General features: G+C 63.2%; 12 protein-coding genes. 4 read left to right on the forward strand and 8 right to left on the reverse strand.

From position 1 onward, the window contains the following. Positions 1-5: 5 nt before the first annotated feature. The gene (locus tag ACSBM8_RS14245; RefSeq protein ID WP_442678660.1) at positions 6-551 is read right to left on the reverse strand and encodes a hypothetical protein; all 546 of its coding nucleotides are present in this window, start codon (positions 549-551) and stop codon (positions 6-8) included. A 98-nt stretch (positions 552-649) separates the two neighbouring features. Continuing rightward, positions 650-1,039, reverse strand: coding sequence for a hypothetical protein (locus tag ACSBM8_RS14250; protein ID WP_442678661.1), 390 nt, complete (start codon positions 1,037-1,039; stop codon positions 650-652). Between the two features lie 157 nt (positions 1,040-1,196). On the opposite strand from ACSBM8_RS14250, the gene ACSBM8_RS14255 reads away from it, so the two are divergent. Next, entirely contained in the window at positions 1,197-1,619 is a 423-nt protein-coding gene (locus tag ACSBM8_RS14255; RefSeq protein WP_442678662.1) for a hypothetical protein, read from the forward strand. A gap of 68 nt (positions 1,620-1,687) precedes the next feature. Here ACSBM8_RS14255 and ACSBM8_RS14260 read toward each other — a convergent pair whose 3' ends face one another. After that, positions 1,688-4,114: a TonB-dependent receptor gene (locus ACSBM8_RS14260; RefSeq protein ID WP_442678663.1), complete on the reverse strand. Its 2,427-nt coding sequence runs from the start codon at positions 4,112-4,114 to the stop codon at positions 1,688-1,690. 366 nt (positions 4,115-4,480) lie between these two features. On the opposite strand from ACSBM8_RS14260, the gene ACSBM8_RS14265 reads away from it, so the two are divergent. Further along, a complete protein-coding gene (locus ACSBM8_RS14265) occupies positions 4,481-5,284 on the forward strand; it encodes a fatty acid desaturase (RefSeq protein WP_442678664.1) in 804 nt (267 codons plus the stop codon). Positions 5,285-5,302: 18 nt separating this feature from the next. Further along, a complete protein-coding gene (locus ACSBM8_RS14270) occupies positions 5,303-6,112 on the forward strand; it encodes a phosphate/phosphite/phosphonate ABC transporter substrate-binding protein (protein ID WP_442678665.1) in 810 nt (269 codons plus the stop codon). On the opposite strand, the gene ACSBM8_RS14275 is transcribed toward ACSBM8_RS14270, so the two are convergent. Both ACSBM8_RS14275 and ACSBM8_RS14280 read right to left on the reverse strand, forming a co-directional pair. Next, on the reverse strand, positions 6,109-6,288 hold the full coding sequence (locus ACSBM8_RS14275) for a hypothetical protein (protein ID WP_442678666.1): 180 nt from the start codon (positions 6,286-6,288) through the stop codon (positions 6,109-6,111). The genes ACSBM8_RS14270 and ACSBM8_RS14275 overlap by 4 nt on opposite strands. Next, positions 6,285-6,935 (reverse strand): hypothetical protein, encoded by a 651-nt coding sequence (locus ACSBM8_RS14280; protein WP_442678667.1) that lies wholly within the window; start codon positions 6,933-6,935, stop codon positions 6,285-6,287. Before ACSBM8_RS14280 ends, ACSBM8_RS14275 begins: the two co-directional genes overlap by 4 nt. 204 nt (positions 6,936-7,139) lie before the next feature. Between ACSBM8_RS14280 and ACSBM8_RS14285 the strand changes: the two genes are divergently transcribed. Further along, positions 7,140-7,334, forward strand: a complete 195-nt coding sequence (locus ACSBM8_RS14285; RefSeq protein ID WP_442678668.1) for a hypothetical protein — start codon at positions 7,140-7,142, stop codon at positions 7,332-7,334. Positions 7,335-7,726: 392 nt separating this feature from the next. Here ACSBM8_RS14285 and ACSBM8_RS14290 read toward each other — a convergent pair whose 3' ends face one another. The 3 genes from ACSBM8_RS14290 to ACSBM8_RS14300 are packed head-to-tail and all read right to left on the reverse strand — an operon-like array spanning position 7,727 to position 11,835. Next, on the reverse strand, positions 7,727-8,182 hold the full coding sequence (locus ACSBM8_RS14290) for a c-type cytochrome (protein ID WP_442678669.1): 456 nt from the start codon (positions 8,180-8,182) through the stop codon (positions 7,727-7,729). Further along, positions 8,182-10,290, reverse strand: a complete 2,109-nt coding sequence (locus ACSBM8_RS14295; protein WP_442678670.1) for a pyrroloquinoline quinone-dependent dehydrogenase — start codon at positions 10,288-10,290, stop codon at positions 8,182-8,184. Before ACSBM8_RS14295 ends, ACSBM8_RS14290 begins: the two co-directional genes overlap by 1 nt. Before the next feature lie 60 nt (positions 10,291-10,350). After that, positions 10,351-11,835, reverse strand: coding sequence for an NAD-dependent succinate-semialdehyde dehydrogenase (locus ACSBM8_RS14300; RefSeq protein ID WP_442678671.1), 1,485 nt, complete (start codon positions 11,833-11,835; stop codon positions 10,351-10,353). Positions 11,836-11,847 lie beyond the last annotated feature (12 nt).

Here is an 11,847-nt window from a genome sequence, read left to right on the forward strand (position 1 = left end):
CGCGCTTACTGCGGCGGATCGGGTCTGGTCCTTTCCGCCGCCGGTATGTCCATTGTCGAAGCGCTACCCCACGACATCCCGACGACGCCGTTGCCGACGCGATGAACACGGGTACCCGGCTGACCGGCCATCCAGGCGCCGACGCCGCCGATCACGAGCGCGACCGCGGCAATGCCGCCGACGACCACCGGGGCGAGCCAGCGATCGACGAAGGTCGCGATCACCGCATCCTGGGGTCGACCGGCGGGATAATCGACGCCGACCGCATCGCCCACACGCCAGGAGGTTGCGCTGCTCACGACGGAGGAGCGGACCGTCACCAAATTACGGCCAGCATCCCGAAACGTTACCGACATGCGATAGCCCACGCCATTATCTTCCATCGCTTCGCGGTTGAGCGCGCTGACAGTGCCGGTCCGATGCTCTGCCGTCGCAAGGAACTGCCATTGCGCCGCGAGCAGGCCCATCGCCAGCAACAAAAGGACGATCCCCGCGAGCAAAGCGCCTTTAACGATCCACGGAAAGCGCCACAGCGTGGAAATGTCGGCCATCAGATCTCGCCTCCCTCCAGCCTAAACGGGAAAAGCTGATCCAGGTTGCAACAGCGCTGCAATGATGTCGGACGCTGCGCTAAAATTCCCAATGCTGTTCAATCGAGATTCGAGCCATAGAACCAGCATGCGCCGGCGAAAGCGACGAAGCCGACCAACGAGAGAATATAAGCGCGCCTGGATAAAGCGGCGTCGTTCCGCACCCATGCCACTATCAGCGCGCCGAGCGCCCAAGTCGCCGTCAGCAGAATGATCAGGCCGGAATAGACGAACCGATCCAGGCTGTAGGAGCCGCCGCCGATCGAGGGTGCACGCGGGCTGCCCCAGTGACCGATCAGTCCCGCCAGCCATAAAGAGGCGATACCCAATAGTGTGAGGCTTATCAGAAAGGCTTTGCGGGTGATCGCGATACTCCTTGCCGGGGAATAGAAGGACCGGCACTGGAAGCGGTACGCCGCAGTCGATGGCGAGCCAAGGGGAACGCGCATGCGGGATTGCCGATCGATTGTCCTGGGTCTGTGCCTGATCGGCTGTTCCGCCAGCGTCCAGGCGGCCACGGCGCGGAAGCGCCCACCTCCGCCCCCGCACCCGTCCATCGCATTGCTAGCCGCAATGCCGATCGCTTGTGAGGTGCGACACCTTCCTGTGCGCTATGGCGCGATCGATGCGGTCCATATCGCCCGCCGCGGCGAATTGATCGTACCGCCCGGCGATTATAGCCAGGGGCTCCTGCCGCTCGACCCCCATGAACCCAACGCCGGATTAACCGGGAGGGTGATTTACGATGCGGCGCTGCTCGACGTCGATGGCGCGCGCATAGTGTTCGAGGTGCGCACCTACGACCCCGGCGATCTGATCCATCCGCAGACCAGCGAGACGCACGCCTTTCCAGTCACCGACAGGGCCGTGCAACTGCAGCAATTGCGACTGGCCATCAGCGCGGTGAAAGGAAACGCGATCAGCTACCGCGTCGCCTTCGTGCCTCCGCCCGCCACATCTGCGCGCGAAACGGAACACACCGAGTGTCAGGCCGACGGACTCAAGGATGTGGCGCCACCGAACGATTGAGCACGCACAAATCCTTGCGCTGTAGACACACGCTGGATCACCTTTGATTTTATGCCGCCGGGCTCAGGTCAAAACTTCCAGCTGATCTCCGCGCCAAACTCCTGCGGCCGACCTGGCGTGTAGCGATCGATGCCGAAGCCGCCGAAGAAGCCGGTCCGTGCCAGCTGCGTGAACTTGTCGAAGATGTTAGTACCGTAAATACCGAGCTTCCATGGGCTGCCCGCACGCGGCACATAATCCACGCGGAAGCCGACCAGCGCATAAGCGGGCAGCTTGCAGGTGTAGCTTGCGCCTGCCGGACATGCCCATTTGGAACTGATGCCGCGCACGTCGACACTGGGCGTGACGATTCCGCTCGACCCGACATGGACATCGTAGTCGATCGCGGCGCTGTAGGTATATTTGGGCGCGGAATTGATCGGCGTATCGAGCGTCAGGTCCACCGCACCGGGATAGATTTTGTCATAGCCTTGCGAGAGGTAAGAGGCATTGCCGCGCAACGTGAGATCACGGGTCGGGCGGAGGATGAATTCGCCCTCAAAGCCTTTCTCGTGCGCCGAGGCCGCGCTCTGCACCTGGCGGGTCGAGACACCCCCGATCAGGATGTTCACCGACGACTGGATGTCGCTATATTTCTGGTAGAAGGCCGACAGGTTCAAAACGACGCGACGATCGAACAATTCGGTCTTGATCCCGCCTTCGTAGGACCAGAGCTTTTCCGGATTATAGTAAGATACGAAGCGGCCGTCGGCCGGCTGGGAGCCGAGCTGCTGGTTGAAGCCGCCCGCATTATAGCCATGCGCCGCCGAGACGTAGGTGAAGACGCTGTCACTCCAGCGATAGGACAATTGCACCTTGGGATCGAAGCCGTGCCAGCTGTGCGAATCCCGGGCGGTGAAGGCCGGCCCGGCGCAGTTGGTGACACCTCCAAGGAAGCTGTTCACGAACCAGCCGCACTGCAGGGTCTGCGAAGTGGTGGTGCCCGGCAGCGTGCCCACGAACGTCTTGGACGTATCCTCGGCAAAGAAGACGTAGCTGCCGCCGGTCTTGCGATCATGCGTGTAGCGACCGCCGACGGTCAGCTCCAGCTTGGGCGTGATCTTGAACGAGGCCTGCGCAAAGGCGGCATAGCTCTCATATTTGAGCGAACCATCGTAGATATAGCCGAGCGGGTCGATCCAGTCGGGCCCCGTATCCTGCAGGAAGGTGGTCTTCTGATTATAGTAGAATAGCCCGCCGAGGAACGTCAGCCGGTTGTCGAGCGCGGTGCCGCCCAGCGTCAGTTCCTGCGTGAACTGCTTCGTCCTGGTATCGTCATTCTCGGCATAGATGTCGTTCGGCGTGTTGTCGCGCGGCGTATAATATTGCGCGCGCGAGTTGCGGTAGGCAGTCACCGAATGAAGCGCGACGCTGTCGCTCAGCTGATAATTGAGCCGGCCGTTGGCGGTGTAGACGCGGGTGTGATTGTACGGCCCCTGCCCGACATAGCGCGCTTTGCCGGTGCCGTTGGCATCGCCGCCCTGGGCGAGATCGGTGATGAGACTGCTGGTCGGCGCGCTCAGGGTCGCGCCGCCATAGACTTGGTATTTCTTCCCCAGCACGGGATAGGCATCGCAATAAGCGACCTTATGCAGGGCATTATAGTTTTGGATATAGCCGGCGTTGTTGTCGCAGGCGATCGGGATGCTGGAGCCGCCGTCGGTGCGCGACTGATTATATTCACCGAGCAGATCGGCGGTGAGCGGCCCCTGCTCTACCCGTAGCTGCAAGCGGACCGACCGGTTATCGATGTCGCCGCTGCGCTTATTGTCGAGCAGGTGGTTGATGAACCCATCGGCATTCTGGGTGCGAAAGCTGGCGCGGCCATAGATGCCGTCCGCAAGCGGCAGGTTGAGCGCGCCTTCCGTATCGATCCGATGAAAACTGCCGCCCCGGATCTGTGCATAGCCACCGAGTTCCGACGTTGGCCGCTGGGTCGTTAGCAAGATAGCGCCCGCCGTCGTATTCTTGCCGAACAGCGTACCCTGCGGCCCCTTCAGCACCTGCAGCGAGGCGATGTCGTAGAAATAGAGATCGTTGCCCTCCTGACGGCTGACATACATCTCATCGACATACAGGCCGGCCTTGGTGTCCGAGTTCACCTGGTCCGCCGTCTGGCCGATGCCGCGCACGGTAAAGCTGGTCGATCCGGACTCGAGCGGGATGACCTCCAGGTTCGAGACCGCGCCGCGCAGATCCTGGAAGTTGCGGACATTCTGCTGAACCAGGTCCTGACGCGACAACACGGTTGCCGACACAGGCGTCGTCAGCAGATTTTCCGAACGCTTGCGCGCGGTGACGACGATCTCGTCGATCCCGTCCGCGGTGACACCGCCCGCGGCGCTCGCCTCAGCCGACACGGGCACCACTTGCGCGGCTGCCGGGCCGGCGAGCAGGCCGGTCGCCACGACCGCTGTCGAGATGGACGCCACCAAAGACGTGTTAAACCGGATCATGATAGCTGCCCCCCTGCGGCAAAGGCGTCTTCCTCAAGGAGAGGCAAGCCGCGCTCGCGCCTACATTTCCTAGTATATCAGTGGGATATTTGGCGCAGAGGAAAATTTGTGCCCGCATCAGCGCAGCTTTCTCCGCCGGCCCCGCCCGCGTCGTCCAAGCGCAGCTTGCACGTCGGCAAGCAAAGCCCTGTCGACCAATATCCTATCAAATAAGTAGGAAATAGGCAGTAGCGTAGCCGCCCATGTCAGGAGGATGAACTGCAGCGTGAACGAAACCGCGTCGAATGGCCGACGGTCGCGCTGGCCGCTTCTATCTATGGGGGCTGGATCGCGGTCACCTATCTGCATGCATTGCTGCCGCTTTGGGTGACCGCGCTGCTGGGCGGGTGGTTCATCGCATGGCACAATTCGCTGCAGCATGAGGCGATCCACGGGCATCCGACCGGGCACGCCCGGATCGACGCCGCCATCGCGGCAATTCCGTTATCCTTGTGGCTGCCTTATTCGATCTATTGGCGCACGCACCGGGCGCATCATGCCAGTAGCGCCATAACCGACCCCTATGAGGATCCGGAATCCCGCTATCTTGCGGCAGCGCCAGGCCTTTGGGCCAGTATCGCACGGCAGATCGAGGCGATGCAGGCCACCTTATTGGGGCGCCTGATCGTGGGGCCACCCATTACCGTCGTGCGCTTTCTGACAGCGGAGATAGGCCGGGTAAAATGCGACGGCGGCGCCGTCTTGCGTGACTGGATTCCACACCTTGCCGGCTGCATCCTGATCATCGCCTGGCTGCGTTTCTGCGGACTGGGCATCGGGGCCTATGCATTGCTGTTCGTCTATCCGGGACTCTCCTTGTCGCTCCTGCGATCCTTTGCCGAGCATCGTGCGGCCAGGCTGCCTGGGCATCGGGTTGCGATCGTGGAGACGCGCAGTCTGTTGGCGCTGCTGTTTCTGAACAACAATCTGCACGCCGCGCATCACGATCGGCCCGGCCTTCCCTGGTATCGCCTGCCTGCTTTCCACCGGCGGCACCGCGCCAGGCTTTTGCAGGGCAATGGCGGATTGCTGTATCCAGGCTATGGGGCGCTGTTCCGCCGCTTCCTGTTCAAGGCGCATGATCACATCATTCATCCCGACCATCGGGTCAAAGCGCCGGACGTTGCCTGACGTGGAAAGCGTGTCGCCATGACCGCGACGGTCAGCCTGCCCATGTATGATCTACCGGGCATGCGGGCGGCCAACGCAGCATCATGGTCTGCCTTGGCCGACGCGTTGAGGTGCGAGGGCTTTGCCGATATTCCCGCCGGCCTGAGCCCGGATGCCGGGCCCGCCCCCGGTCGGGCGATGGCCGGAACCTTGTTCACGCAGACCTGCGGATATCCGTTGCAGACGATCCATCGCGATCAATTTCGGGTGCTGGGAACGCCAAGCTATGAGGCGCCGGGTTGCGACGGGATGACCCATCGTAGTTTCATCATCGTTCGCGAGGACGATCCGGCGCAGGACCCGGAGGATCTTCGTGACCGGCGCTTTGCCTTGAACGCGTGGCATTCGAATTCCGGCATGAACCTGCCGCGACATCTGTTCGCGCCGCTGGCACGCAATGCCCGCTTCTTCGGTGCGATCGTCGAGACGGGCAGCCACACCGCCAGCCTTGCCGCCATACGGCAGGGCCATGCGGACGCGGCGGGGATCGACTGTGTCACTTGGGCTTTTGTTGGGGACCATCAGCCGGCGCTCGCGGCTGGGCTGCGCATCCTGGCGCAGACCGCCGCCAGCCCGGCGCTCCCGTTCGTGACCGGCGTCGACACGCCCCCCGCACTTGCGGACGCGCTGCAGCGGGCGCTCGTGACGATCGGTTCGAGCCCGGCCCATCGTGACGTCCGCAAGGGGCTCCGGATCAAGGCGATCGGCACCACATCGATCGAGGATTATGCCGCGCTCTTACGCCTTGAGGACGAGGCCATCCGCGCCGGATATCCCACGCTTGTCTAGCGGGTGACCGCCGTCGCGTGGATGCGTTCAAACAGATCGCCGGCCCACGCCTTGTTCAGGAAAGCGCTGCCGAGAATGAAAGCGTGGCACGCCGCAGCGGATCGCGATACCGCCCCATAGGTCAGCACGCCATATGTGGCACAGCCACCGCCGCCGTAGCCACGCGCTGCGATCAATCGCCGCCCTTCGCCTTCGACTGCCAGGTAAGGCGGCCAAGCGGTGGGCGCCGCGCCATGCGGCGTGCCGTGTCGATCAGCGCCGCGCGGCTGTTGAAAACGCAATAGCTGGTTTTCAGGATATCCAGCTGGGGCCCTTTGCGCAGATTTTCGGGCGGGCAACCCCGTTGCAGCACATCGAAGGACGTGATGATGCCGGGCTGCCGGGTGCGGGACAGCAGGATATAATTGCTCCCCGGCCGGCTGCCCTGTTGCAGCGCCCACAGCTCGATCGCGTCGTTCGATCCTGGGAGTGCCCCGAGATCGATCAGGAAGCTCGGCTCAGCTGACGTTTTGGGCAACGCATTCTTGGTTGTCGGCCCGCCGGACCACATGAAGCAATGCATGGCGCCATAATTGGTCCATCGGTACCAGCGCGGTTCCATGTCGCGTTCGGCGCTATCGAGGCGCCAATTGCCGTACCGAATCTTGGTAGCGCAGCCGAAAGACTGCGCATCCTGGAAAGCGCGCGGCCACATATGGTCCTGGTCATCGGCCCATAGCGGCAGATCGGAATGGAACAGGTCTTCTTGCAGCTCTGGCGTCCCCGAATCGTCGATCTGCTGGGACGCGAGCAGTAAAGCGACGAGGGCGATCACAGCGCTCATGATGTTTCCTTGGTCCCATCGCAGATCCACCGAATCCGCCCGACGTTCACCTTACGATTTCATCCAGGAAATACGTAGATATCGCCTTGTCGTGCTGGCGAGGATCGTCGTGCCACCGGCCGCGGAACCAATTCCCGCCCTGAACGATCTCCACCGACACCGCCCTTCCGTTGGCATGGGCATCGTCGCGAACAGGAGATGGGCATGCTGTTAATCATAACCTTGATCGTCGGCGGATTGTGCGCCTGGGGTTGCGTCACAATTGCCAAGACCAAGGGGCGCGACACGACGCTGTGGGGCTTCCTGGGCTTCTTCTTCGGTATATTCGCCCTGGGCATTCTGCTGTGCCTGTCGGACCAAAGCGCCGCCCAGCAGCCGGACCTGCGCGACGTTTTTTGAACTTCTCCGGTCCGCCTACGTGGGCGGGAGCGCCGGCTCTTCTTATCCCCCCAGTTTTATCGCCCGCGGCGAGCGTGCTGGACCCCAGCCTGCTGGGGTGACGACCGATATGCACATGTCGCTTCGTTGCCGTTTCGCCGGACGCAGGTGGGCGCCAACGCCGGCTTCCTCTCCGCGCGCGACCTAGAGCGTGATGACTTCGGTAGGATCCGTTCGTCTCGAGTAGCGATCGAGCTTGTCGAGAGCGCGTATCGAGAGACCATCACCAATGCCTCGATACGCGCCCTCGATACGCCCTGCGGGCAACTCGGTCGCTACTCGGCACGAACGGATGAACGTAAAGTCATCATATTCTAAGCTCGCCGTGAAAAGCCCTAAGGCTCGAGCGACATTCAGCCGGCGGGCTTGGTCGCGACGATCTTGATGCCGGCCATCATCGGCTGCGCCGGCGGCAAGGCCACCTGACCGGCGGGGAAGCCGTTGGCCTGGAACATATAGGCTTCGATGTCGGACACGGTCTTGCCGCTGAGGCTGCCGGGTGCGCTTTGCGGCATGGTCGAATGGATGCGTTCGAACAGGTCGCCGGCCGACGTGTTGTTCCAATTGTTCAGGAAAGCGCTGCCCGAAAGCGGCGGTGCGACGTCGCCGCCGGTCAGCGCGGCCCCATGGCAAGCGGCGCATTGCTCGTCATAGGCGACCTTGCCGCGACCGGCCTGTTCGGCGGTGTACACCCCCGACCAGACCGAGCGCTCCGCGGCCTGCGCGTGCGCGATCGCGGCCCCGACGAGCAGCATCGCCAGTCCGCACGATGCGGTTCCGAAACGGCGGATATTGGACATATTGGCCATCATGCTTTCCCCGGCAAACGATACGCAACAAGCTCGGCACTATAATTACCGCCACCGATGGCAACGACAATATATTGTTTTCCTTTAAGCATATAGGTCATCGGCGAGCCGCTTTGGGGGGCGGACATATAGACGGCCCCCTTCTCCTCTCCGGTCGCCTTGTCGTACGCGCGCAGCATTGCGCCGCGCACGCCATATTCGTTGGTGTAGAAGCCCGCTTCACCGCAGATCACCAGCGTCTTGGTGGCGAGCGGCCCAAGATTACCCGGACGGCCCGTCCGCGGGATCTTCAGGCCCTTCAGCTTGGGATGATTGCGAATATCGTCCGGCGTCTCGCCATGTGCGACCTGCCAGCTGATATCGCCCTTGGACAGATCGATCGCGGTGATGCGGCCATAAGGCGGCTTGATGATCGGCAGGCCTTCGACCGTCAGGAAGGCCGGAGGACGGCTGGGCGCCTTTTGGCCGGGGGCGGCTTTGGGCGCGGGCGGCGGGCCGCGAAAGGCGCCCGGCGGCAGCTCCGCCCCCATCGAAATCTGCGGCCGTGGCTTGTTGCCGGCGACGCCGTGGACATAGGAAAAATCGGACACCGCCGGATCTTCGTTGGCAATGATCCCCAGCAGCGCCGGCTGCGTCTTGGAATAGACGTATACGGTGAAGCTGTCGGGATCGTAGGAGCCGCCCGGCCAATTGGTGCCGCCCTGGACGCCGGGCAGCGCGATCGTGCCCCAGCGGCCGGGCCGGCTCAGGACCGGCGGCGTGTAAATCGGGCCGATCTTGTAATCCTTCACGAACTCCACCGCTGCCGCGCGCAGCTCCGGCGTGAAGTCGATCAGATCGTCGATACCGATCCCCTGCCGGTCATAAGCCGGCGGTTTGCTGGGTATGGGCTGGGTCGGCGAATACCATTCGCCCGGCACGTCGCCTTTCTCGACCTTGCGCTCGATGATCGGCCACAAGGGCTTGCCGTTGGTACGATCGAGCACGAACAGGAAGGCCTGCTTGGTCGGCTGGGCCAGCGCCTTCACGATCCGACCCTTATGCGGGATATCGCACAGGATCGGCGCGCAGGGCAGATCGCGGTCCCACAGGCCGTGATGCTCCATCTGGTAATGCCATTTGCGCACGCCCGTATCGATATCGAGCGCGAGCAGCGTCTCCCCGAACAGGGCGTTGCCGCGACGATACATGCCCATCTCGTCGCCGGTGGGCTGTTCGACCGGGATATAGACCAGGCCGAGTTCTTCGTCGGCGGACATTTCGGCCCAGACGCCACCATTGCCGGCTTCGTCGGCATCGCCGTTCAGCCATGTCTCATAGCCGAATTCGCCCTTGCGGGGGATGGTGTGGAAGATCCATTTGCGACGGCCGGTGGCAACGTCGAAGCCGCGCACATAGCCCTTCACATTCTTGCGTGTGGCGGGAACGTCGCCGGCCGTATGGGCCGCCCCGACCACCACCACGTTGCGCGCTACCAGAGGCGTCGCGTGCAGGCCGACGTCCGAATTGACGAGATCGATCTCCTGATCGAAATCCTTCTTCAGATCGACCACGCCGTTGGTGCCGAACGCCGGGTCGGGAATGCCCGTATTGGCATCCAGCGAGACCAGCTGATAGCCGGTCGTGACGTAGAGAATGCGTTCCCTGGTCCCGTCGGTCCAATAAGAGCAGCCATGGCCCGATAGCTGACGCGGCGAGTTCAACGCGCGCCTGCCCTCATCGAGCCGGTGCATCCACACCAGTTCGCCGGTGGCGGCATCCAGCGAAACGCAGGCACGGCGCGAGCCGGCGGTAGTGAACAGCCGCCCCTTGATCAGCAGCGGGGTGGATTCGAACTGATATTCCTTGCGGGCGCCCAGCGAGTCAGTCTTGAACGTCCACGCAATTTGCAGATCGTTGAAATTCTCGGCGTTGATCTGCGCCAGCGGCGAATAGCGCGTATTGGCCTGATCCGCCGCATAATGGCGCCATTCCGTATCCGCCACCGGCCCTGTCGCCGGCGCCGCCGTGGGCGTTGCCGCCGTGAGCCGGGCGCCGGGGAGGAGCCCCGCAAGCACGAAGGTCGATGCGGTACTGGCGAGCAAGCCCCGCCGCGAAATGCCTTCCATCTTCATCCTCACGTTGGGCTTATCGGTGCCCTTGCGCTTGTTTTTGGTATGCGCCGCCCGCTACCAGCTGACGGCGATATATTTGGCTTCGCAATATTCCAGCAGGCCATGATGCGCACCCTCGCGCCCCAGCCCACTCTGCTTCACGCCGCCGAACGGCGCCGCCGCATCCGACACCAGGCCGCGATTGACCGCCACCATGCCGCATTCGATCCGCTCGGCAATTTGCAGCGCGCGCTTCAGATTGTCCGAATAGACATACGCGGCGAGACCATATTCGGTCGCGTTGGCCAGCGCGATCGCCTCCTCGGGATCGTCGAACGGGATGATCGCGGCGACCGGGCCGAAGACTTCCGTGTGGAGGATTTCGGAGCCCGGCTGGACGTTGGAGAGGACCGACGGCGGATAGAAGAAGCCGCCACCCGCGGGCGTCTCACCACCCAGTTCGATCCTGGCACCCTTGGCCACCGCATCTGCGACCAGGCTCTCGATCTTGTCGATCGCGGCGCGGTTGATCATCGCGCCGCATTGCGTGCCATCGGCCAGACCGGGACCCATCTTCATCGCGCCCATCCGATCGACCAGCTTGGCGACAAACGCATCATGGATGCCGCGCTGAACATAAAAGCGGTTGGCGGCGGTGCAGGCTTCGCCCGCATTGCGCATCTTGGCGATCATCGCGCCTTCGATCGCATCGTCGAGATTGGCGTCGTCGAGGATCAGGAAGGGCGCATTGCCGCCCAGTTCCATCGACGAGCTGATCACCGAATCCGCGGCTTCGCGCAGGAGGATGCGGCCGACCTCGGTCGATCCGGTGAAGGACAATTTGCGCACCCGCGGATCGTGCAGGATGGCGCTGCAGAGCGGCCCGGGATCGCTGGTGTTGAGGACGTTGACCACGCCGTCCGGCACGCCGGCGCGGCGCATGATCTCGGCCACCGCCAATGCGGTCAGCGGCGTTTCCTCGGCGGGCTTGAGGATGCAGGTGCAGCCGGCGGCGAGCGCGGGCGCAATCTTGCGCGTCGCCATTGCCGCCGGGAAATTCCACGGCGTGATCAGCAAAGCGATGCCGATCGGCTGATATTGTACGAGGATGCGATTGGCGCCGGAGGGCGACAGACTGAGATCGCCGGTGATGCGCACCGCTTCCTCCGCATACCAGCGGAAGAATTCGGCGGCGTAGGCAACCTCGCCGCGCGCGTCGGTCAGCGCCTTGCCATTCTCGATCGAGATGAGCTGGGCCAGCCATTCCTGCTGCTCCATCATCCCGTGGAAGCAGGCAAGCAGGATATCGGCACGCTTGCGCGGGGGCGTTGCCGCCCATGCCGCTGCCGCGGCCGCCGCCGCATCGACCGCCGCAATGCCTTCGGCGACATTGGCATCGGCGACCGACGTGATGACCTGTTCATTCGCGGGATCGAGGATGTCGATCCGCTTGCCGGTGGAGGAGGCGATCCAGGCATTGCCGATCAGCAGATCGGTCGGGATGGCGAACGGGGCGGGCTGGCCGTCCTGCGGGGTGGCGTAACTGTTTACGGCAGACATACGGAGATACCT

Origin of the sequence: Sphingomonas sp. ASY06-1R (genome assembly GCF_052180265.1) — a bacterium.
Lineage (GTDB): Bacteria > Pseudomonadota > Alphaproteobacteria > Sphingomonadales > Sphingomonadaceae > Sphingomonas_I.